We start from the raw sequence: 23871 nt of genomic DNA, 5'->3' as shown, positions 1-23871 counted from the left end.
TTGTTTCACATACGGTTTCTGGCCTCATGCAAAAGAGACATGCCCTCAGCATGTCTCTTAGCCTTTCCAGCTATGATGACCAGGGTTGCTGCCGAAGGGGAACTGCCCATTCTTCATCCACCGGCAACTGGTACACGTAACTGTACACCTCTTCCAGTGTAACCGCCGCCATCGTGACAGGCATCTTGACACGCCTGTATTCGCCCCCTTCATCTTCCAACTCATCCAGTTGAGCCAGCGTTGTTTCGTTAATTCGATATACCTCGCCCTTTACCTGACAGCCGACAGACGGCACCATTCCCGGATACTCTCCCAAATGGTAGAGCTGATAATCCTGCACAATGCCTTCTCCCAAACGCTGTGAGTTGCTGAGGTAATGGTGATTGCTTCGTCCCTGCATGAGGGTTCCATAAACAAATACCAGCACTTCCATTGATGATTGATCCACAAGAATCTCTCCTTTAACTATATCTTATTCGCCCTCTTTCATCCTTGCTCATTTCAGTAAAACATGCTCATAGGATTATTTCAATCTGTTCGTCTTGTCTTATCATTTTTTGCTGGTTAAGATACTGAATATTATGATAGAATCACAGTAGTCAGTCAAATACGGTGCAGGAGTGATGCCCAGAAGTGATATGATGCCTGTTTTCAATTTAGTTGCCGTCCACTCACCACCACATGACACGAAAGGTTGATGACTATGAAAAAAATGAAATGGTTTTTGGCATGCTTGCTGGTGTTCGCTCTTGTTTCTCTGTCAGTGGGATCTGCTGCTGCCGAAGTCAGCGTCACTGTGAACGACCAGCCTTACTCTCTGCCCGAAGGCCAGTCTGTTGAAATGATCAATGGACGCAGCTATGTCCCCCTGCGTGCACTGGCAGAACTGCTGGGAGTTGTTGTGGAATGGGACGCTTCCGAAAAAACGATTCAACTGACACCTGAAAGTAATCAGGCCGCAGAAAAAAACAAACCAGAAGTCGTTACCGAGGCCATTAATATCGATGAATGGGGCGGCGCCAATGCCTACGAGTACGCCGGCGATAATCCAGCCTCCCGCTATTATGTGAATCCTGATTTTTACCGCATGAAATCCGATGACCAGCTGACTCTGCTGGAAAACTTCAAGACCTATCAGCAGACAGCTGAATGGTCTTGCGGACCGGCTTCTGCCCTTATGGTGCTGTGGCATTTTGGTGTCACCGATTATGATGAATGGGACATCAGCGTGATGATGGATGCTCATACCGATTTGGATGATCCCGATGCCGAGCCGGGTTCTGCCGATGAATTTGGGGAATATGGCACTGACGTGGGACAGATGACCCGCTTCTTTGAAAGCCTGGCAGGCTTTGAAGTGGTGGAAACCAGCTATCACGAAAATTATTCTGCCCAGGATCTGATTCAAGAGGGTGATTCCAGTCATGTGGCTGCTGAATGGGGCAATTTGCCGCCCACCTTCTCCTATATGTCGCTTTACACCACTGAGAATGATGATGAAAGTGAAGACTGGGCTGAAGCCGCCGACAGCTACTTTGTCAGATGGCTCACCGGTCATCTGGAAGCCGGCCGCCCCATCATGGTGGAATGGGTGGACTGGGATGGCCATTGGCAGGTGATCATTGGCTATGACAACAACGGCACCCCTGAGATTGGCGATGACGTGCTTATTTTTGCAGACCCCTACGACACTTCTGATCACTGGCAGGATGGCTACTACTATTACCCGTTGGAGCGCTGGTTCTATATGTGGCATGACCGCAATATCGCCCCCAAGCCTTACCAGCTGCAGCCTTACCTGGTGGTGGATCTGGTAAACTAACCATCACCATCGTTTTGTTCCTATCACAAAGGCCGCGGGGTTATCCGCGGCCTTTCGCTGTAAGGAATCTTCCGGCAATATCATAACGATCTCCAGGTATCATGGCTGGTGAACCTCTGCAAGACTATTGAAACCGGTGCAATCCGTCTTCTTCCATGAAAATAGTCACACCACCGTTGGTATTCAACTGGGTGGGCGGTATTGACCACCACTGCCCAGTGTCATCCTGCCGCTGGACTATTCTTCCCCTCAGGCTTTCCCCCGAAGGAGGTGAAAAGATCAAACTCACCGCACCTTTGGGATTGGCATGAATCTGATACCCTTCATCTGTCTTTTCAACGGTGATCTTGATCTCCTGGCCGCTCTTAATGGCCTGGGGTTCCAGCAGTACGTTCAGACGCCCCTCCATCAGCAACAGGTTGTTCTGGTTTTGTTTCAGTGCTTCCACTGTTTCTCTCCCAATGGTAAAACTGCTGAAGCGCTGGGCTCCAAAGGGGATCTGCAGCAGTTGATTGCGGCCTAAATCTGCCGGAGCTGTCACCGTGAAATAGCCTTGATCGTTGGAAAAAGAGGGCAGTATAAAATGACGATAAGTGGTTTGATCACTGTAAAGACCGGCACCCGGCATACTGGTGGCGGGAGTGCCAGTGGTGGTGCCCGTACTGCCGCCTGTATCCCGTGATGAATCTCTTCGATCATTTTCATATCGGTCATCGTACCACCGAAGCACCGTCACTTCACAGGTGTCCCGGTAAGAACCGTCTTCTGTGGTGACGGTGATGGTCACTCGGCCATTTCTGCGGGCTGTCACCAGCCCGGTGGAAGATACCCGGGCCACTGAATCATTACTGCTGCTCCAGGTAATGTTTTGATTGGTGGCCTGGGACGGGGTCACCGTTGCGATAAGACGCCGGGTTTCCCCTTCATCCAGCGTGAGGGTGCGGCGGTTCAGAGTAACACCTGTTACCCTGACAACGTCTGCCGGATCTTCCGGGTCGTCATCATCGCCAGGTTCTCCTGGTTCGTCATCATTATCGTCACCCGGATCATCATCATCGCCATTATCGCCATCGCCGGGGTCATCGCCATCATCAGGGTCCCCTGGCTCCCCGTCATCGTCATCATCACCGGGGGCTTCCTCAGGTTGTCTCACCTCAATGGTTGCTGTTCCCAGCACTTCATCTGCTGATATTGCCCTGATCGTCGCCGTGCCTTCGCCCATGGCCGTGACAACACCCTCCTGGGAGACAGTGGCCACCTGGGCATTGTTACTCTCCCACACCAGCCAGTCTTCCGCTGCAGTGGCATTGGCGGGATTGAAGGCGGCAGACAGCGCACTCCATTCGCCAATGTCCAGGGTCACTGCCCCAGGCGTCACCTGAATGGATTCTGTTGGAATAATGGGTTCAAAGGAATGCCCATTGGCAAGGGCATATTGTCTTGCCGTTGAATAGGTATTAGCCGTCACTGTTTCAGTTTCCGCCTGGTACACATAGCCCACCACCGTCAGGGCACCCGGCTCTGTCAGTGAAGTTACAAAAGCCTGGTCTTCAATGGTGGCAGCCCCATTCCACACCACCACTCTGGTGAGGGGGTTCCCATGAAAGGCGCCTTCTCCAATATGGCTCACCGACACCGGAAGTCGCAGGATGCTGATCTGGTTACCCTCAAATGCAAAATCACCAATGACTTCGAGACCCTTAAGAATGCGCAGTGTTGCAATGTTTTTTCCCTGAAAGACTTCCCCGGAGCCAAGTGCCGTTGCCTCTTCAATGGCCACAACTGGCATCCCTTCAATGCTTCCGGGAATAATCACATTCGGTGCGTCCTGTCCGTACACCAGCCCGGTGATGGTCACTTCCCCATTGTCAACACGATAGGTCAAATTTCCACTGACGCCCTGCTGGTCATCAGCAAATACCCCGCCAGGCCAACAGGTTACCATGATCATGATGATTGCCATGAGACATGCCACATTTTTTCGATTCATCAAGATGCCCCCTCTGTCTCTGCAGATCGAACAGATTGCCGTTCATATCTTCTCTTATCTGCATTTCATGATAGATGCTCATTCTTTTGGTCAATGCATCATTCTTGCAAACCGTCACTTTCACATGCTTCACTTAAGTTATCGACAGTTGAGGGCCTTCACATTAGCCTTCCTGCTCACCGTGATGAATCGCTTGTCTCTTTTTGGCACCTATTTGAAGTGCTGTTTCTGTTGACGAATCACATCAATCACCGTTCCATCCCGGTATTCCACCACACCCACAATGCGTTCTTCAAACGCCACCGGATCTGGTGTTCCGGCACGTTCTTCTGCCATTTGTTTCAACTGGTGAATGGATGTGGTGGGAATACCGGCTTCATTCAGCTTTTCTTCCAGATCCTTTCGCCGGGGGTTCACAGCGATGCCTCTTTCGGTTACCAGTAAATCCACAGATTCTCCCGGCGTGGTCACCGTGGTGACTTTGTCGCGAATGATGGGTAACCGGCCACGCAGCAGCTGGGTGGTGACAATGGCCAGCTTGGACCCTGCTGCCGTGTCACTGTGGCCGCCTGATCCGCCCATGATGATTCCCGTTGAACCGGTAGTCACGTTCACATTAAAATCAGTGTCTATTTCTGTGGCACCCAGAATCATCACATCCAACTGATTGACCACAGCACCTCTGTTATGGGGGTTTCCGTACATGGAAGCCGACATGAACTGATGGGCAGGATTTTGCTTGTAAGAATTCACCGCCTGCAAATCAAAACATTGCACATCCAACAGGGAGCGGAACAGCCCTTCTTCCAGCATATCCACCATATACCCGGTAATTCCACCGGAAGCAAAGCTTCCTTTTATCTTTTTTTGGCGCATGATTTCCCTTACATAAGCAGCCACCGCCAGTGACACCCCGCCGGCACCGGTCTGGAAAGAGAATCCATCCACCAGTAATCCAGAGGCTTCTATGGCCTGGGCCGCTTTTCGGGCAATGTTTAAACCCAGCGGGTCCCGTGTGAGGCGTGTGGAACCGGAAACAATGCCTTCCGGATCCCCGATGGAATCCACTTCCACAATAAAATCCACCCATTCCTGACTGATTTCAATGGGATTGGCCGGATAAGGCACCAGGTGGTCTGTGACGGCCACCACCCGCTTGGCATAATGGGCATCTGGCACCGCATACCCCAGCGAACCGCAGGCAGAGGGCCCTTCCACGCCGTTCAGGTTGCCTGCCAAATCACAGGCCGGCGCTGCAATAAAGGCGACATCAACGGACAGATCGCCAACTTCGATGGCCCGTGCCCGTCCTCCATGGGTCTGCATCACCACGGGATATGTCAGCTTTCCATTGGAAATCGCTTCTGCCACCGGCCCCAGCATATAATTAGCGGTTATGCGAGTGACTGTTCCTTTTTCCATCAGGCTGACCAGGGGAGCATGAACCGGAAACAGGGAACTGGCAGCGACATGAATATCTTTCAGCCCTCTGGCATCAATGGCTTCCATCACCTGGTTGAGCACACCGTCACCATTGCGAAGATGGTGATGGAAGGAAACCGTCATGCCGTCTTTCAACTCACAGGCGTCCAGTGCCTGTTCTATGGAATGAAGTTTTTTAACTGTTCCTTTCCCCGATGGCACCAGGGAAACCGGTGCCGTGTGAATCATCGGCATATGCTGCCACACACCTTTAAACGGGATGACATCTCCGAATCCCGGAATGGTTTTTGGTATTTCGCGCTTCACGTTATTCAGCATATCAGGCACCTCCGTTCACGTTGTCTGTCATGTCATGAACTCCCATGGCTTTTGCCTGCTGTAGCAGCTTTTCTGCCCTTAAAATAATGGGCGCATCCACCATCCGTCCGTCCACTGCCACCGCACCTTTGCCTTCCCGTTCCGCCTGCTTCATTGCCCGGATGATCTGCCTTGCCTCATGAATTTCAGCTTCACTGGGGGCATACACCCGGTGGATCACTTCAATCTGAAGCGGGTGAATCGCAGCTTTGCCGGTGAACCCCACAGTTTTTCCCTTTGCAGTGTCTTTTGCCAGCCCTTCGTCATCCATCGTATCGGCATAAGGGGTATCAATGGCATCCACCCCACAGGCGCAGCAGGCCATGGCCACCCGGCTTCTGGCGTAAAGCAGTTCATCACCTGCTTTCGTCCGCTGAATTCCCAGGTCTGCCGTTAAATCTTCTCCCCCAAGCAAAGCAGCCACAATCCGGCTGGAAGCTTTCAACAGCTCATTGATTTCTTCCACCGCCACAGCACTCTCGATAATGGGAATGAACGCCAGGGGCTGACGGTTTCCACCCAGCGCCGCTTCTATTTCACCTACCATCAGATCTGCTTCTATCAGCCGCCGGGCTGTTGCCTTGGGAATCATCAGTGCGTCGGGTCCGGCCGCCACCATCATTTTCAAGTCCTGGGTACCGCAGCCCGTGTCCAGGGGATTGATCCGCACCACCCGCTCTGTCTCTCCAAAATCAATCTTTCTCAACGCATGTTTCACCAAAAGACGGGCGCTGTCTTTTTCCTGAAGGCTGACGGCATCTTCCAGATCAAAGATGATACTGTCACTGCCATAAATATCTGCATTCTGAATCATGCCCGGATGATTCCCCGGAACAAAAAGCATGCTTCTACGTAGTCCCTTCATGCTTACTCCTCCTCCCCGGCGCGCAACAGGGCTGTTTCAACCCTTGATCGGATGGCGTATTCCAGCGCGCCCCGGTCTCTTACCGTCATCTTAACCCCTGTTACCCGGCAGATTTCCAGGGTTTCCCGGATTGTCTGCAAAATTTGATGGCCATATTGCTCCAACACAAGACTTTCCAGTGTAATCTCCGGCTCTTCAGCCGTGCTTGGCTCCACTGTCACGTATACATCTCCCGATTCCATGGTTCCGGCCTGAGCCGGCTTCCTGATCTCCATGCATGAACCTCTCCTTTCACCATAACCGCCACACTACTCATTAACCTGGTCATTCATGTTCGAAACCTTGTCTCCTTTAACACAGGTCCGGCTCAAAAGCACGGACTTGAACATGACCGATGTTCTATCATTTCTTTACCCATTACTGGAACATTTGAATTCTTTGCTGTAATTCATTAGCCATTTTGCTCAAATGCGAACTGGAAGATGCTATTTCCTCCAAAGCAGAGGTCTGTTCTTCCGTTGACGCAGAAATGCTTTCAATTTCTTCTGTCACTTTCTGGCTATTCGCTTCAGCAGCGATGGCGGATTCAGAGGCTTTCCGACTAAAGTCCACACCATTTTCAACGGACGCCGTTACAGAAATCAGGTTGTCTTTCAATAGCGCTGCCTTTCCCATAATCACTGTCAGAACATCACCGGTTTGGTTCACTTGCTGTCCGTTATTTTTGACCAGACTCTGATCATGCGCAACCACTTCATTTGCTTCAACGATTTCCTGTTGGATGACACTGATTAGCTCATTAACTTGCTGGCTGGATTCTCCAACGTTTTCTGCCAGTTTTCGAACTTCTTCCGCCACCACGGCAAATCCCCTTCCTGCTTCTCCTGCACGGGCTGCTTCGATGGCTGCGTTTAGCGCCAACAGGTTGGTTTGTTCTGAAATCGACTGAATGCTTCGTGTAATCATATCCATCTGATTGGAATTCTGGGTTATTTTTTCCAGCGTCTGTACCAGTTTTTGGCTGCTTTCTTCCAGTTCTTGCATTCCCTTTATCGTTTCTTGCACTTGATTTTGTCCCCTATATGCCTGGACATTCATTTCCTGGCTTTCTTTTTGCATTATAATCGTTTTTTCATGAATTTGTCGAATCTCTTCCGCCAGTTTATACGTCGCCTCTGAGATCACTCGAATAGCTTGGTTTTGTTCCAATACTTCCTCATTAATCTGCACCGTTGAATGAGCTATTCCTTCTGATGCCTCTGCTGACTGTTGGGTAATGATGCTAAGTTTTTCTGCCGACTGGTCAACCTGCAAGGTCGCCTCTCCAACGTGCAACACCAATTTTTTAAAGTTTTCCATCCCCCCAATCAACGCATTTTGCAACTTTTCTTCTTTGGCGCTGACAGATTGAATGTCAATGGTAGCCCCAAACACCCCAGAAAACCTATCCCTGCTTTTATACGGAACTGCAATCACCAAAGCTAGTTTATTCGTAATCTTTGAAATGACTATACCAGAAACTTGTGGATTTCCTGTTTTTTTGGCCTGAGCAAAATACTCTCTGTTTCCGTTGTTTACCAACTGCGATCCTTGTGAATTATAGATCTGCTGTCCTTCTTCGTCAGTTATAAACAATAGTGCAATTTCTTTATACTTGTTCATCACTGATTGCACCTTGGATTCCATTTTTTTTGGTGCCTCATTAAGGCTCTCATACTCTTTGGTGAGTCTATTTAAGTCTGCTTGTATATTTTCTAAATTTTTCTGTGTTCGATGCCCTATTTTTAGGTTCGTATTCAGTTTTCCTTTTGCAATACCTTCAATGGCCTCAATAATTGGCTCCATTTTTTTCGTTTCTTTTTGAGCGTCTACATAAGCACCCAGCAGGAAGAGTCCTAAAACCAGCGGATAATGTGCTTTAAACTCGATTGCCTGATGATACCAGTATTCACCCGCCATAAAAAAAAGCATGATCATTGCATACCTTATTTTTTTCAAGTGTTTCTCCGGCACATTCATGGTTAGCACCTCACTTTTTTGTAGTAAATAGGATCCTCTTTCTCACTCATATAACTTCGGTGATCAATTTAATAATATAGCCGCAGGCCGCTGAGAAATCAGCTGCCTGCGGCTATTAGACTACCAGTATGAGATTCATGTCTTTCTGTTAAGGACCGTCATCTTTCGACAGGTTTCTTTTATTGCAATATGTTCCATAGCGTTTCTTATCAGAGGAAAAGGTTAATCAGGAAACTGGCCAGAATCAGCATAAAGGCACCGCCAATTCGGGAGGAAATTTGTGCGAAAGGCATGAGTTCCATCCGATCTGCTGCTGACAGCACGGCCACGTCGCCGGTGCCGCCCATATTGGCCATGCAGAGGCCGGCGGTGATGGATGCTTCGATGGGGTAGAAGCCCATGAGGCGGCCCACGAAGCCGGAGCCCAGGATGGCGGCGATGACTACGACGACCACCAGAATGATGTATTGAATGGTAAAGGCTGCGATGATCTGGCCCAGGTTAGTGTAGGAGATGCCGATGCCCACCAGGAGGGCGCCGGTGGTATATCCCATGATAAAGCGGAACCACTGGTTGGCAGCGGATTCAAACTTATGAGGGAGCCATCCGAAGGCTTTAAACACAGCTACAGTGATAATCATCAGGGCGTAGGGGTGAATGGATGGGAGAAATTGACCCAGGAAGTTCCCCCAGGTGAAGAAAGCGGTGGCCATGAGCATGCCCATGCCCATGAGTTTGACGTCCAGAGGCAGTTCTTTTTCAGGCTGGGTATCCTCTTTTGCATTATCTTCCTTAACTATCATCAGTTGTCCTTCACCTGAGAGGTTGGGTCTACCTTTACCATATTTGTTCAGTAATCCTGCGGCGACAATCGACACCGCGTTTCCCATGGCCAGGGCTGGCACCATGATGGAGAGAACGCCTTCCGGCTCCAGGTTCAGGGGTTGGGCAAAGATCTGAGACAGGGGAACGGCACCGGCGCCCATACCACCGCCCATGATGGGCAGGGCGATGAAGAGCATGGCTTCACGGGCACCAAAGCCAATCAGTGTACCTACGAGGGCTGCAGCACCCATGGCGGCAATGACGCCTCCCAGGATAGCAGGCAGGTAACGGATGGAGGCTTTGATAAGGAGTTTGCGGTTCATGCCCAAGATACTGCCGGTGATAAGTGCGGCAATGTAGAAGTCCAGAAAGCCGCCGCCTTTCATGAAGGTGTCCATCGTGGCCACGGTGGCTTCAGGCAGGATGTTGAAATAGACCAAAGCGGAGCTGCCGAAGATACAGACAATGGCGCCACCTCCCAAGTAGGTGTTGACAATGGGTGTATGGGTCCCAATTTCAAAGAAGATAGCACCCAAAATGATCATGGAAGCAAAGCCGCCGATCATACCGCCGGGCAGCCGGCCGGTAACGATCGCTGCAAATACGACGGCAGTTAACAATAGGAATAAAGGCACAGGGAATCCGATGATGGTATAGGCTTTCTTCTCAGGGTGAGAAAGTTGTTCATTGACAACAACTGCTTGTTCGCTACTCATGAATGATTTCCTCCTTTTTTTCATCACCTAAATTGACACGCTGGCACATTTTATGGTGTGTAGGGGATGCGGTTCACACCTGTTTTGACTGCAGCTTCTGAAACTGCTTTAGTAACCCTTTCCACCACCCTCAGATCAAAGGCATCCGGAATCACATAGTCAGGGGATCGTTCGTCATCTCCGATGATGGATGCAATGGCGTTGGCCGAGGCGATTTTCATTTCTTCATTTATATCGCTGGCACGCACATCCAATGCGCCACGAAAAACACCTGGAAAGGCCAGCACATTGTTGACCTGGTTGGGGAAGTCAGAACGTCCGGTACCTATGACCACCGCTCCTCCCGCCTTGGCCTCTTCCGGCATGATTTCCGGCGTGGGGTTTGCCATGGCGAAAACAATGGCATTTTCATTCATCTGTTGAATCATTTCTTTCGTCACCATATTGGGGCCTGACACGCCAATGTACACATCGGTGCCCTTAAACGCATCTTCAAGTTTACCCTGTCGCTTTTCCCGGTTGGTAACCTGGGCCATTTCTGCCACATATGGGTTCTTGTGTGACTGACCTTCGCAAATGATGCCTTCCCGGTTCACCAGGAAAATGTCTTTCACACCAATGTGGAGCAACAACTTGGCAATGGCAACCCCGGCGGCGCCGGCGCCCGTAATCACAAAACGGCAGTCTTTAAACTCCTTCTTAACCACTTTCAGCGCATTGATGGTTCCTGCAAGGGTCACAATGGCGGTTCCGTGCTGATCATCATGAAAAACGGGGATATCCAGCGTTTTCTTCAGTTTCTCTTCAATTTCGAAACAGCGGGGTGCAGAAATATCTTCCAGGTTGATGCCGCCAAAGGTGGGTGCCAGATACGCCACTGTTTTAACAATTTCGTCCGGATCTTTTGTATCCAGGCAGATGGGAAACGCATCCACATTCGCAAAGCACTTGAACAGAATGGCTTTCCCTTCCATGACAGGCATGCTGGCTTCAGGTCCGATGTCTCCCAGGCCCAACACAGCAGTTCCATCGGATACCACAGCAACCAGATTGCCTTTGGCTGTATAGCGGTACACCAACTCTTTTTCTTCCGCAATCTGCTTGCAGGGTTCTGCCACTCCCGGGGTGTACGCAATGCTGAGATCGTCCCGTGTTTTCACCGGAACTTTGGACACCACTTCAATCTTCCCCTGATTTTTTTCATGCATCTCCAAGCTTCTTTCACCTGTCGTTGACAATACATTCCCTCCTTAATATCCAAACGTTTTCCTTTTATGCAGAAAAAACCTCCACAACTCTGAGGTCATTTTATGACACTCTCAGAAAATTGTGAAGGTTATGTGCATAACGTCCATCTTTAGTTCATATTGTTTTTTATTGACTATTCAAAAGTTTGCCATTCAGGCGACTAATACTGGCATTTAGGCACCCTTATTTGGCAGCATTAATTGGCAACATTATGATTTTGTAAGTGCCCCCGGTATTACACCGAACCTCCAGTTCCAGATCTACTTGTTTCCAGTTGCTGTTACAATGGGTTAAATGCACGTCACAGAGACCGCATTTGAATTAATAATCGCATATATGTATAAATATTCTTTTTTGTTGACTTCATGCCACTGCTCCAGTATGATGAAGAAAATCATCCGCATCAGGGGAGGAAAAACCATGAATAACGACACGACTCATAAAGCCCTGTGGAGCGGCCGCTTTGCTGCCTCTCCTACTGAAAAAATGCAGCAGTTCAGCCAGTCACTGGATGTGGACTGGCAGTTTTACCGGGAAGACATCGCCGGCAGCCGGGCTCACGGTGCCATGCTCTATCACGTGGGGTTGTTAACGGCCGACGAGCAGGAAGCCATCGACAAGGCCCTGTTTGAAATTGAACAGGAGATCGAAGCAGGCACCCTGGTTCCCCAGATCTCACTGGAGGATGTTCACATGAATATCGAGGCCCGACTCATCGAAAAGCTGGGGCCCATGGGTGCCAAGATTCACACCGGCCGATCCCGAAATGACCAGGTGGCCACAGACTACCGCCTGTTTATGAAAAAGCGGATCGCTGAGCTGCTGGAAGGCCAGAAAAAGCTGCTGGAAGCCCTGACCAACCGGGCCGAAAAAGACATGGATGTGTTTATTCCCGGCTTCACCCACCTGCAGCATGCCCAGCCCATTTCTTTGGGCCATTTCTGGATGGCTTATTTCTGGAAGTTCCACCGGGACATGGTGCGCCTCAGTGCCGCCCTGGACACCACCGATCTGAACCCGCTGGGAGCCGGGGCCCTGGCGGGCACCACCCTGCCCATTGACCGGCACGTGACTACCCGGTTACTGGGCTTTGCCGGCGTGACAGAAAACAGCCTGGACACCGTATCTGACAGGGATTACCTGCTGGAGTTCCTTTTTGCGGCTTCCACCTTTATGCTGCATGTGAGCCGTCTGTGTGAAGACCTGATTCTCTGGAACACATCGGAATTTGATTTCATTGAACTGCCGGATGCCTTTTGCACCGGCTCCAGTATGATGCCCAATAAAAAGAACCCGGATGCCCTGGAGCTGATGCGGGGGAAAACCAGCGGTGTGCTGGCCGCCCTGCAGGACCTGATGGTGAACCTGAAGGGCCTGCCCCTCACCTATAACCGGGATTTGCAGGAAGACAAACGCCCGGTGTTCCATGCTCTGAAAACCGTTGGAGAAGTGCTGGGACTGCTGCCGTCATTGCTGACAGAAATTCAGATAAAGGAAGCTTCTCTCCAGCCTCATCTTGAAAAAGGATTCCTGCTGGCCACAGACGTGGCAGAATATCTGGTGGAAAAGGGGGTTCCTTTCCGGGAAACCCACCATATTGTGGGCCAGGCGGTTCAGCAGTGCCTGGCCAAGGATACCGGCTTTGAAGGGTTGAGCCTGGCAGAATGGCAGTCTTTCCACGGGGCCATTCAGGAAGATCTTTTTCTCCGCCTCACCATTGAAGCTGCCGTGGACCGCCGCAACAGTTTTGGCGGCACTGCCCGGTCGGAAGTGAAACGTCAGATTGACGCCGCCCGTTCATCCATGAGCCGCATCACCTTCTGATACACCTCGGGGAAGGCTTTGACAGACAGCTCAGCATGGGGCAGCCATTCACAAGCCGGCGGCAGCTCCTCCGACACGGCACTTACCACCCACATCGTCCAGTGGCGATGACTGAATACGTGGCGCAGCCTGCCGACAGCCTCCGGCTGCTGCAGTGTGATCTGCCACCTGGCGACCGCTTCTTTGGCTGCCAGAGCCGGCAACGCTTTCATGTCTTCATGATCTGCCGTCACTTCCATCATGGGAAACGCCCACAACCCACCCAGCAAACCGCTGGGCGGGTTTTTTTGTGCCGCCACACAGGTACCTGCCGCATTTTGCAGGTACATCACCAGGTAATGATGCCGGGTGGTGCGGTCTTTCTTTATGCGAAGGGGCAGTTGCTCCACCCGATGCTGCCTGTGGGCTTCGCAGTGGTCCTGGATGGGGCAGTTCTGACACAGCGGACTGACAGGCAGGCAGATCACCGCTCCCAACTCCATCATGGCCTCATTGAAGTCACCCGGCCGGTGCTGTGGCATGGCCGTCTTCAGTGCTCCCTGTACCCTTTTCACCGTGGCCGGTTCCAGCACGTTTTCCGCCAGTGCCGTCAGGCGGGCGTATACCCGCAGCACATTGCCATCCACCGAGGGGAGAGGAACCCCATAGGCCATGCTTAACACCGCCGCTGCTGAATAAGGGCCAATGCCCGGGAGGGCCAGGGCTTCTTTTTCAGTTGCCGGAAAGGTGCCCTGATGTTCCGCCACCATCACCCTGGCCGCCTTCAACAGGTTCCGAGCCCGGGAATAGTAGCCCAGGCCTTCCCACAGTTTCAATACTTCGTCTTCCGATGCTTCTGCCAGATGTTCAACCCTGGGGAACCGCTCCACAAACCGGTGAAAATAGGGAATCACCGTATCCACCCGGGTTTGCTGCAGCATGATTTCCGACAGCCACCGGTAATAGGGGGTGGAGGTTTGCCGCCATGGCATGGGGCGCTGATTGACTTCAAACCACTGGAGCAGCGCAGGTGTCCAGGGGAATTCATTGTTATTCAAAGTCACGATTCGTTTCCTCCGTTGACTGGGAAAACCCGCTTCCCAACAGTTTTTCCCCGGCTTCTGCCGGCAGGGCTTCCACTTCACGCAGCCGCCGCTCAATGGCACGGGTGCGCACTCCGGCCGTGTCGATGACCTTACCGGCTTCATCCAGCTTTTGACGGGTCTTTTCCAGAATACCGGCAAACTTTCCAAACTCACTTTTCACCGCTCCCAACAGCTCCCACACTTCACTGGAGCGCTTTTCAATGGCCAGGGTGCGAAAGCCCATTTGCAGACTGTTAAGGAAAGCGGCCAATGTGGTGGGGCCGGCAATCATCACCTTGTACTCCCGTTGCAGCACTTCGAAAAGATCCAGGCGCAGCACTTCGGCATAGAGCCCTTCAAAGGGAAGGAACAGGATGCCGAAATCAGTGGTGTGAGGTGGTTCCACGTATTTGTCCCGGATGTTTTTAGCTTCTGTTTTCATCCGCTGCACCAGCTTTTTTCGGCACTGGTCGATCACCGTGGCGTCACCCACTTCATAGGCTTCCAGCAGCTGCTGGTAATCTTCTGTGGGAAATTTGGCATCTACAGGGAGCCATACCGGAATGTCCTCCTGACTTCTGCCCGGCATTTTCACGGCAAACTCCACCCGCTCATTGCTGCCGGGACGAGTTGCCACGTTTTTGCCGTACTGGTCACTGGTCATCAACTGCTCCAGCAGGTTTTCCAGCTGGTATTCCCCCAGCGTGCCCCGGGTTTTTACATTGGTCAGCACCTTTTTTAGATCCCCCACGCCGGCGGCCAGGGTCTGCATTTCCCCCAGCCCCTGATGCACCTGCTCCAACCGTTCACTCACCTGCTTAAAGGATTCACCCAGCCGGTGCTCCAGGGTTTTGTGGAGCTTTTCATCCACCGTTGCCCGCATTTCTTCCAGCCGGGTGTTGTTATCCTGTTGCAGCTGCGTCATTTTCTGTTCCATCACTTCACGAATCCGCTCCATACGCCGTTCTGTGACAGACTCAAACTGGCGAAGGCTGTCCGTCAACTCCCGGCGGGCTTCTTTCTCGTTGCGACTGAAGGCTTCCCGGTTTTTTTCCAGTTCTTCCTTCATCTGCCGTTCCATGCGTTGAGACTGCTGTTCAAGGACTTCACTTTTCCGAAGCAGTTTTTCCAGCTCTTCCTTATGGGATGCAGGCTTCTGCCGCAGCACCAGCACCAACAGCAACAACAGTTGTATCCCCATCATCAGGTAGATGATCCATGATTCCATGGGTGCTCCTCCTTTGTTTTTTTCTTTCTTTTTATGCATTCGGAAAAGCAAGTTTTAAAGTATTTGTGATTTCAAGCGTTATTGAAGAGAGTTAATTTACCCATCAAACGCTGAAAGCCTAAAAATGACAATACTTCCCTTTTGTGATACATCATCGATTACATCCAACTATTTGACCATCCAGCTCACTTCGCTGTACGGTTATTGTTTCCTTAATCTCTTTCGGAAGATTCGAATGTTCCAACACAGTTTTTATCCCTCTTAAAAAAGCATCTGATGCCCATGGATTAGATACTATAACCATATCCCTAAAAAAATCGTCTTTAAGTCGCAACAAAATATGTTCTAAACAAGGTCCTTTACCATGCCTAAGTATGCATTGAATACGCGTCTCAGCCTCATATTTCCAATGGATCGTTTTATATTTTCCAATTGTCCTTACGTCATTAACTTCAGCAGGCAATTCAACCTCATTTTCTGCAAATGTCATCTTTTCATTAGTTTTATAGTTTTTTGTAAGCACTTCATTATCTGGGTGTACATACTTAACATCGAACAACCTAACAGCCAGAATAGTTTGACTGCTTTCTATGCAAGAATCATTTTTTAAATCATAACTAATCCCACCTATCTCCTTTGAAAAAAGATCTTTAGGATTATAAAATATGCATTTTTTATCTCCAGTAAACGCCCAATCGTCTTTTATGGCATTTCCAAAACTTTTCGCAACATTATTGAATCTCAATAATACTTTGTTGCTACATTCACTTCCTCCATACAGATACCAAAAAGGAACCGTCTCATATTGGCAATGACTGAAGCAAGAAACATAAGTTGCATCAGCCTGCTCTTCTATCCCTTTTCTTTGCCTTTCTAAAAGATCATTGACGTTTTTCAAACTGTTGCACTTCAAGGTTCGCTCGTCAAGCATGATTCTAAGTGTCTCAATATTCGAATAATGGAGTAATTGGTCATATTTCATGCACTCATTTTCAGCTTTGAATTTCGGTATATTCATGTACATCTCCTCCTCAAACTTAGAGCTATAAAAAATATCCTTAACTTTTCTCATAGCTTATACTCTCCCTTTTTCAAATCGATGCTTTTCCTTGCCAGAAAGTCTTTATTCTGTGTACTCATTCCAGTCAGACAAGGAAAAAGACCGAGAAATCTCAGTCTTTTGTTTAAATATAAGTGTCTACCACTTGCCCTTTCAGATCCTCTGCGCTGATACTTCCCCGGGTGACCGTTCGAGTTTCACCACCGGCTACGTAAGGTTTTCCACAGTCGGGACAAATCCCCCCATGAAGCACCACCGTCTGGTAAAGGACTTCGCGGCCTTCCCGTTGCGCCTGAGCCTTCTCATTTCGAACATGTTCATGTTCATGAGCCCTCACCTTAACCGATGCCTGCTCAGGCGATATATGTGTGGGGCTTTGAAAGGAAACACTGGGATCGTCAGATCGATCTTTGTATTTTCGGCTATCACAAGTTTCACAGGATTCGCCCTTGCCAAAAGCGGTACTTTCACCCTGATTGACAGCAGCAGCCTGTTGGCTGCCAGGTTCCATTGGTGTCACACCACCCGGTCGAAACAACCGTTCCATTGGGATTCCCTGATCAATTGGTTTTAACACCCCATCACCTCCTGGCCTTTACCTGGTTCTCCATACCCGATGACCCTTGCCCTTTACGCTTTACACGTTGCACTTCATGGGTGAAATCACGGTCAGCGTGTTCACTGACCACGGGTTCACACCCCTATGGGTCCATCTTTCTTGTTGTATCGATTATACCATAAACTCCCTGCCTCTGGGAAAGACAGGGAGTCATACTGTTGGCAATATTCGATGAAGGCAGCGGCTTTAAGGAGCCAGCGACGCTCGTTTAAGCTGCTCTTTTTCCATAAGTGCCCTTGCGCCAGAGGTACTCCGCCGGTCCCTGGCGAAAACGCCGCAGGTAAGGACGGCTGACCAGCAGCTGAAGGGTGTAAATCACCAGCGACAGCACCATGCCCTGCCAGAGGGGCATGCGGCGCAGCAGCCCCAGACCGTGACCATAGAACACCAGGGAGAGGATCACCGACTGGGTCAGATAATGGGTGAGGGCCAGACGACCCACCCCCTGAAAGAAGGCCAAAGGCTGCTGCCAGCGGGGATGCTGCCACAGCTGCAGCAATGAGGTGATGTAGAAAAGGCACAGGGCCACCGTGGAAATTTCACGGGCCCATTCTGCCGCCAGTCTGGCGGCCAGTCCGGCTCCGGGAATCAATTGAAGATCCACCACCACATAAACGGCTGTCAATGACCAGCCGATGAGTCCGCTGGTACGCCAGATACGGCGAACCTGTTCCTGCAGTTCTGTTGATTCACTTTTGTCTGTCGAATCGTCTTGGCTTGATAAGTCATGCAGCTTCTGAAAGATGCGGGTTTTACCCGCATAAAGTCCGGCAAGAAAGAGAGCCAGCAGCTTGGGAATGATAAAAATCGTTGAAAGGAGGACAATGGGCAGTTCCTGCGTAAGACGGTAACCAATGGTAGCCGGATAACTGCCTTCCTGATACTGACTCACCGTTTGCTGAATCTGGGCTTCATACATTTCTGCCTGTTGGGGAGAAAGTGATTCCAGGCTCACCGACTGCAGGGCCATTAAACCTCCAATCACCAGAATGGACAGGCACAGCAGGATGATGATCCATTTTTTCAGCTGTTGAGGCTGCTTCTTGCGAAAAGCCATGAGAAGAAAGCCGGTCAGGGCATAGGACATGAGAATATCACCATGCCAAAACAAGGCGAAATGGAAAAATCCAATACACAGCAAAAGGAGCAGGCGCCGCCGAAACAGCGAAATGGCCGGAAGGCCTTTTTCTGTCAGTCGTTCAGTGAACAGGTAAAATCCCAGCCCGAAAAGAAAGGAAAAAAGCGTGTAGAACTTGCCGGTGGCAAAAATCTGAATCAGCAGGGCCGCCACCTGGTTCGCCGCTCCTGTGTAGCTTAACGGGGAAGCAGAAAAACCCATCATGGTATCGTTGTACATTTGGGTATTCACCAACAACACGCCAATGAGGGCAAATCCCCGGAGCATGTCGACTGCCTGGAGTCGTTCACCCACTGAAACGGGTATCGGCCTTTCCAAGTGTGTGTCTTCTTTTGATTGGTTCATTATAAGCCTCCGTTCACACATTTTCATTACGTCTCTCTGCCTTCATCTACGATGTCCTGTCGTTTTTGTTTCAGTTAACAGGTGACAAGGAAAAGTGAATAAAAAGCTTATAGCCATTACTAAAACGTTATCAACAGCTTTTTTGCGCATGCTGTTTCCAATGCCAAAAAAATATGGCGGGCGCCGCAACAAGGCGACACCCGCAAGAGAAGGGAGGAGGATAACGAATGGGTTTATCAGGGCTTGGGCATATGAATGCAGTGTCCCTGAGCGGCATGGGCCGCTTCCAGAATGGCTTCTGCCAAAGTGGGATGGGCATGAATGGTGGTTCCGATTTCTTTCAGGGTGGCTTCCAGGCGCAGGGCCAGGGTGCCTTCACTGATGAGATCGGTTGCCCGGGGCCCTAATATATGCAGTCCCAGCACTTCATCGGTGGCGGCATCGGCCACAAATTTCACCATGCCCACCCCGTTGTTCATAATCAATGCTTTTCCGTTTCCGGTAAGGGCAAATTTGCCTGTCTTGACGGCATAGCCCTTTGCTTTGGCAGCGGCTTCTGTCAATCCCACCGAAGCATATTCCGGACGAATATACACGCAGGAAGGAATGGTATCAAAACGGGCTTCCGTGTAATGACCCATGATGGTTTCCGCTGCCGCCACACCCTGGGCTGATGCCGTGTGCGCCAGCATGGTGCCCCCGGTGCAGTCGCCGATGGCGTACACATGGGGCAGGGATGTCTGCAACCGGTCATTCACCAGTACCCGGCCTTTTTCGGTGCGAATACCTGCTTTTTCCAGCCCCAGAGAGGCAGTGGCCGGACGTCTTCCAGCGGCCATGAGAACATGTTGTGCCGCAACTGTTACCGGCTGGCCCTGGCACCGGGCATTCACCACAAACCCCGCCGGTGTTTTTTCAATGGATTTTACCTGGGTGTCGGTGTGGAACTGAACACCCTCTTCTTCCATGATCATCTGAACCATTGCCGTCAGCTCCGGTTCCATGTTCACCAGAATTTCAGGCAGCATCTCGATGACCGTCACTTTTGTGCCCATGCCTGCATAAATGCCGGCAAATTCGGTGCCAATCACACCGCCGCCGATGACACACAGGCTTTCGGGAATGGTTTCAAGGGACAGGGCTTCGGTGCTGGTGAGAATCCCGGGGTGGTCGGCTCCCGGCAAAGGCAGCTGCACACTTTCTGATCCGGCAGCCAGAATGGCCTTGTCAAAGGGCAGCAACCGGGTTCCCCCTGATGATTCCTTCAACAGCAACTCCTGTTCGTTGGCAAAGGATGCCTCTGCCTGAATGACTTCCACATTCCAGGAACGCAGCAGCCCGCCCACGCCTTCCACCAGCTGATTCACCACTGCCTGTTTCCGTTCCTGGAGGCGCGGCCAGTTCACCGATACCGCCGGCACTTCCAGTCCGTAGGTTTCTGCATGGCGTATTTCCTGAAGCAGTTCGGTGCTGTGGGCCAGCACCTTGGTGGGAATGCACCCCACATTCAGGCAGGTACCTCCCAAAGAGGCTTTTTCAACAAGGGTCACTTCGCCGCCCAGCTGTGCCGCCCGGATGGCTGCCACATATCCGCCCGGCCCGCCGCCTATCACTACAATTCGCATGGTCATTCACCTCAGTTAATCACACTGTCTACCAGAGAAGTGTGAGGGGATTTTCAACAGCTTCCTTCAGATCCTGCATGAAATGCGCTGCCACGGCACCGTCCACCACCCGGTGGTCCGCCGACAGACTCAGGTTAATCATGGGCTTGAAGACCAGTGTGCCATTTTCTGAAACCGGTGTTTCCACAATACTGTTGACGCCCAGAATGGCCACTTCCGGCTGATTGATAATGGGGGTGAAGGCCTCCATGCCAAACATGCCCAAATTGGTGATGGTGAAGGTGCCGCCGCTCATTTCTTCCATGGTGAGGGCATTGCCTCTGGCCTTTGCCGCCAGTTCACTGATCTCGCGGCCAATTTCACGGAAACTTTTCAGGTCCGCATTTTTCACCACAGGCACCAGCAAACCTTCTTCCAAAGCAACTGCCACACCCATGTTCACATAGTTGCGCACCAAAATGTCATTACCGTCCACACTGGCATTCAGCAGGGGATGCCTGCGCAGCACCCGGGCAGTGATGGCCACCAGGATATCAGTGTAGGTGATTTTGCTTTTTTGTTTCACACGGTCACGGAAGTTCATCATTTCAGTGGCATCCACCCGCAGCTGATAATGAACCGCCGGTGAAACCTGCACACTTTGAAGCATACGCTCGGCAATGACTTGGCGCATTTGTGTCATGGGAATGCGGGTCTCGGTCAGGTTGCTGCCCGCCAGACGGGCCTGGTCTGCCATTTGTTTCAGAATGTCTTCTTTCATGATGCGGCCGTCTTTACCAATGGTGACCGGATCAATCCCGGCTGTACGGGCCATTCCCGCCGCTGCCGGTGAAATTTTATAGGCCGCTCCTGCTGCTGATGCCTGCAGCACATCCTTTTCAACCACCCGTCCCTCAGGGCCGGTACCGGCAATTCGGGCCAGGTCAAGCCCCAACTCCCTGGCCCGTTTTTTGGCCAGGGGCGAGGCTTTCACGTATCCTTCTGTCACCACTGCTGCCGCCGGCACTGTTGGGGCCGGGCCGGACGCTGTCGAAGCTGCTGCCGGCACTTCTTTTGGCGTCTCTTCAGGGGCTGTTCCAGCCTCGTTCAGCAGGGCGGTGATGTCTTCCCCTGCTTCTCCGATAATGGCTACCGGTGCTTTAATCTGCTGCTTTTGACCCTCCGGCACCAGAATTTTCAACAAGGTTCCGGAAACCGTACATTCCACATCATTATTAATCTTATCTGTGGCCACTTCGTAGAGGATTTCTCCTTTTTCCACCAAGTCGCCTTCTTTTTTATTCCATTTGGAAACAGTGCCTTCTGTCATGGTCAGGCCCAGTTTCGGCATATTGAGAATGGTTGCCATGTTTTCACTCCTCTTTCGGCAAAGGGGTAAAGAAGCTGAACCCGCTTTGATGATGATAGATGCGTTTCAGGGAAATATCGCTGATTTCCTGGATCACCACTTCCATGGTGGCCAACACCAGATTCCCTTCATCCAGCATGTGTCCTGCCAGCACATTCCGATCTTTGTCGCAGAAAGATGCATGGAGATGAACCTGCCAGCCGTCATGTTCGTCCAGCCCCACCAGCCCCTGGCCTCCCAGAAACTCAAAGGGGCCATCCAGCTTTTGTGCCTCACTGTAAACCATTTTGTAATATGTCTCTTTGTTCTCCACCGCGTAGACAAAAGATGCCTTGCGCAGACTGCCGATGCACACGGTGATAAAGCCGGCCTTAACACCATGTTCCCGACAACATTCGATGATGGAGGGAATCAGGTCTTCTCCGGGTAATATGCGTGCCACCAGGGTCTTACCCCGGGTAGCGGCTGCTGTATAGCTCACAGTCATCCTCCTTTTCCGGCTAATGGCCGTGTGATGTTACATACCCATGAGTGCCGGTAATCCCAGCGACAGGATGGGCAGGTACGTCACCAGTAAAAGTGCCACCAGTGAAGCCACCAGGAAGGGTACAATGGACTTGGAAATTCGGTTGATGCCGATATCGGCAATACCGCAAGCCACATAAAGGTTCACACCCACCGGTGGTGTGATCTGCCCGATGGCCAGGTTCACCGTCATCACCACCCCAAAATGAAGGAGGTCAATTCCCACGATGTTGAGAATGGGAAGGAAGATGGGCATCAAAATGTAATAGGCACTGACGGCATCGATAAAACAGCCGGCAATGAGCAGAATGATGTTGATGATCATGAGGATGCCATACTTGTTGGAAGTAATGCTTAGGAGCACATCTGCCAGATCCCGGGCAATTCCCTGGGTGGTAATGATCCATGCAAAGAGGGAAGCCGCGGCCACAATGAGCATCACCACCGCCGAGCTGACAGAGGATTCCACCAGCAGACTGGGAACGGCTTTGGGTTTCAGATCACGATAGATGAACAGCCCTACAATCAACCCATAGAAAACCGCCACACCGGCTGCTTCTGTAGGTGTGAAAATACCACCGTAGATACCGCCAAGGATGATCACCGGGGTCATAATACCCCAAATGGCCTCCACAAAGGCTTTTCTCAGCTGTTTTCCCGTTGCCGCACCTGTTTGCTTGATATTATATTTGCGGGAAACAATGAGACTGGCCACAATGAGCGTCAACCCGAATAAAAGACCAGGAATAATCCCTGCAATAAAGAGTTTCCCGATGGACACCTGCGCCACCACCCCGTACACCACAAAGGCAATACTGGGAGGTATGATGATGCCAATGGCTCCGGAGGCAGAAAGCAGGGCCGCCGACATTCCTTTGTCATATCCTGATTCTTCCATGGCGGGCACCAGCATATTCCCCAGGGCTGCCACGGTTGCCGGCCCTGAACCGGAAATGGCTGCAAAGAAACAGGAGGTTAGCACGGTGACAATGGCCAGACCACCCTTCAGATGACCCACCACCAGATTGGCAAAATTGATGAGCCTTTTGGAGATCCCTGATTTTTCCATAATGGTGCCTGCCAGAATGAAAAAAGGAATGGCCAGTAATGTGAACTTGGCCGTTGCCGTGTACATGGTGAAGGGAAAAATAGACAGCGGGATATCAAAAATAAAAAGTGTCACAACGGAAGATAAGGCCAGTGATACCGCAATGGGAACATTCAGGATCAGAAGGATGAACAGTGATCCAAACAACGTTAAGGCTACCGGGCTCATGTTGATCACCTCTTTCCTTTCAGGGTTTCATAGCCGCCCACTAAAAAGGCCGCTGCCATAAACAGACCGCCAATGGGAATGGCTGCGCCAAAGATCCAGGCAGGTAGTCCCAGTGCAGGGGTTCGCTGACCGAAGTTGAACTGGTCGCGGGCCATGGTGAAGCCGAATCGCAGCAGTACCAGAAAAAGCGCCGCTGACAGCAGTGCCACGCCAAACATCATCCACCGCTGGTTTTTTTCGTTTAATCGGTCATAAATAATGGGCATACCCAGATGAGCTCCCTTTCGGGCGGCTACACTGGCCCCAATAAAGGTGTTGTAGACAAATAGATTGGTGACCAGTTCTTCAGTGTATGCCAGGGATGTGCTGAGAAGATAGCGGGACACAACATTGGCAATATTAATAATGGCCATCACTGCCAGACTTAGAATAAGGATCAGTTTGGCCATACGTTCCAGTTGATTGTAGTACTTGATCATGATGGCACCTCCATGCTACAGTGCGGTCTGCCAATGACAGACCGCGGCTGTAACG

At 51.0% G+C, this 23871-nt stretch carries 20 protein-coding genes; 2 read left to right on the top strand and 18 right to left on the bottom strand.

Going from position 1 to position 23871, the window contains the following annotated elements; all coding sequences use genetic code 11:
- Positions 1–70 precede the first annotated feature (70 nt).
- The gene (locus QOL74_RS11515; protein WP_283409628.1) at positions 71–448 is read right to left on the bottom strand and encodes a gamma-glutamylcyclotransferase family protein; all 378 of its coding nucleotides are present in this window, start codon (positions 446–448) and stop codon (positions 71–73) included.
- 255 nt (positions 449–703) lie between these two features.
- Here QOL74_RS11515 and QOL74_RS11510 point away from each other — a divergent pair, with 255 nt between their 5' ends.
- On the top strand, positions 704–1822 hold the full coding sequence (locus tag QOL74_RS11510) for a C39 family peptidase (RefSeq protein ID WP_283409627.1): 1119 nt from the start codon (positions 704–706) through the stop codon (positions 1820–1822).
- Between the two features lie 124 nt (positions 1823–1946).
- Here QOL74_RS11510 and QOL74_RS11505 read toward each other — a convergent pair whose 3' ends face one another.
- The 7 genes from QOL74_RS11505 to QOL74_RS11475 all read right to left on the bottom strand — a co-directional run bounded on the left by QOL74_RS11505 (position 1947) and on the right by QOL74_RS11475 (position 11245).
- Positions 1947–3812, bottom strand: coding sequence for an Ig-like domain-containing protein (locus tag QOL74_RS11505; RefSeq protein WP_283409626.1), 1866 nt, complete (start codon positions 3810–3812; stop codon positions 1947–1949).
- A 210-nt stretch (positions 3813–4022) separates the two neighbouring features.
- Positions 4023–5573, bottom strand: coding sequence for a citrate lyase subunit alpha (gene citF / locus QOL74_RS11500; protein ID WP_283409625.1), 1551 nt, complete (start codon positions 5571–5573; stop codon positions 4023–4025).
- Between the two features lies 1 nt (position 5574).
- On the bottom strand, positions 5575–6477 hold the full coding sequence (locus tag QOL74_RS11495; protein ID WP_283409624.1) for an HpcH/HpaI aldolase/citrate lyase family protein: 903 nt from the start codon (positions 6475–6477) through the stop codon (positions 5575–5577).
- A 2-nt stretch (positions 6478–6479) separates the two neighbouring features.
- A complete protein-coding gene (gene citD / locus QOL74_RS11490; RefSeq protein WP_283409623.1) occupies positions 6480–6752 on the bottom strand; it encodes a citrate lyase acyl carrier protein in 273 nt (90 codons plus the stop codon).
- A 142-nt stretch (positions 6753–6894) separates the two neighbouring features.
- Positions 6895–8496, bottom strand: a complete 1602-nt coding sequence (locus tag QOL74_RS11485; protein ID WP_283409622.1) for a methyl-accepting chemotaxis protein — start codon at positions 8494–8496, stop codon at positions 6895–6897.
- 209 nt (positions 8497–8705) lie between these two features.
- Positions 8706–10037, bottom strand: coding sequence for a 2-hydroxycarboxylate transporter family protein (locus tag QOL74_RS11480; RefSeq protein WP_283409621.1), 1332 nt, complete (start codon positions 10035–10037; stop codon positions 8706–8708).
- Positions 10038–10087: 50 nt separating this feature from the next.
- Positions 10088–11245: an NAD(P)-dependent malic enzyme gene (locus tag QOL74_RS11475; protein ID WP_283409659.1), complete on the bottom strand. Its 1158-nt coding sequence runs from the start codon at positions 11243–11245 to the stop codon at positions 10088–10090.
- Positions 11246–11705: 460 nt separating this feature from the next.
- Between QOL74_RS11475 and argH the strand changes: the two genes are divergently transcribed.
- Positions 11706–13109, top strand: coding sequence for an argininosuccinate lyase (gene argH / locus QOL74_RS11470; RefSeq protein WP_283409620.1), 1404 nt, complete (start codon positions 11706–11708; stop codon positions 13107–13109).
- Here argH and mutY read toward each other — a convergent pair.
- The 10 genes from mutY to QOL74_RS11420 all read right to left on the bottom strand — a co-directional run bounded on the left by mutY (position 13064) and on the right by QOL74_RS11420 (position 23816).
- Entirely contained in the window at positions 13064–14152 is a 1089-nt protein-coding gene (mutY, locus tag QOL74_RS11465; RefSeq protein ID WP_283409619.1) for an A/G-specific adenine glycosylase, read from the bottom strand. The genes argH and mutY overlap by 46 nt on opposite strands.
- On the bottom strand, positions 14139–15401 hold the full coding sequence (locus QOL74_RS11460; RefSeq protein WP_283409618.1) for a DNA recombination protein RmuC: 1263 nt from the start codon (positions 15399–15401) through the stop codon (positions 14139–14141). Before QOL74_RS11460 ends, mutY begins: the two co-directional genes overlap by 14 nt.
- A gap of 151 nt (positions 15402–15552) precedes the next feature.
- Positions 15553–16419: a hypothetical protein gene (locus QOL74_RS11455; RefSeq protein WP_283409617.1), complete on the bottom strand. Its 867-nt coding sequence runs from the start codon at positions 16417–16419 to the stop codon at positions 15553–15555.
- 166 nt (positions 16420–16585) lie between these two features.
- Positions 16586–17038, bottom strand: a complete 453-nt coding sequence (locus tag QOL74_RS11450) for a hypothetical protein (RefSeq protein ID WP_283409616.1) — start codon at positions 17036–17038, stop codon at positions 16586–16588.
- Between the two features lie 250 nt (positions 17039–17288).
- Entirely contained in the window at positions 17289–18563 is a 1275-nt protein-coding gene (locus QOL74_RS11445; RefSeq protein ID WP_283409615.1) for a DUF418 domain-containing protein, read from the bottom strand.
- Between the two features lie 236 nt (positions 18564–18799).
- Positions 18800–20188, bottom strand: a complete 1389-nt coding sequence (gene lpdA, locus QOL74_RS11440; protein WP_283409614.1) for a dihydrolipoyl dehydrogenase — start codon at positions 20186–20188, stop codon at positions 18800–18802.
- A gap of 28 nt (positions 20189–20216) precedes the next feature.
- Positions 20217–21536, bottom strand: coding sequence for a dihydrolipoamide acetyltransferase family protein (locus QOL74_RS11435; protein WP_283409613.1), 1320 nt, complete (start codon positions 21534–21536; stop codon positions 20217–20219).
- Positions 21537–21540: 4 nt separating this feature from the next.
- On the bottom strand, positions 21541–22017 hold the full coding sequence (locus tag QOL74_RS11430) for a PPC domain-containing DNA-binding protein (RefSeq protein ID WP_283409612.1): 477 nt from the start codon (positions 22015–22017) through the stop codon (positions 21541–21543).
- A gap of 36 nt (positions 22018–22053) precedes the next feature.
- Entirely contained in the window at positions 22054–23337 is a 1284-nt protein-coding gene (locus QOL74_RS11425; RefSeq protein WP_283409611.1) for a TRAP transporter large permease, read from the bottom strand.
- Positions 23338–23342: 5 nt separating this feature from the next.
- Positions 23343–23816 (bottom strand): TRAP transporter small permease, encoded by a 474-nt coding sequence (locus tag QOL74_RS11420; RefSeq protein WP_283409610.1) that lies wholly within the window; start codon positions 23814–23816, stop codon positions 23343–23345.
- Positions 23817–23871: the final 55 nt, after the last annotated feature.

This window comes from Anoxynatronum buryatiense (genome assembly GCF_900182905.1).
Lineage (GTDB): Bacteria > Bacillota > Clostridia > Peptostreptococcales > Tindalliaceae > Anoxynatronum > Anoxynatronum buryatiense.
Note: the sequence above shows the minus strand (reverse complement) of the source record. Positions and strands in the feature narration are given on the sequence as shown.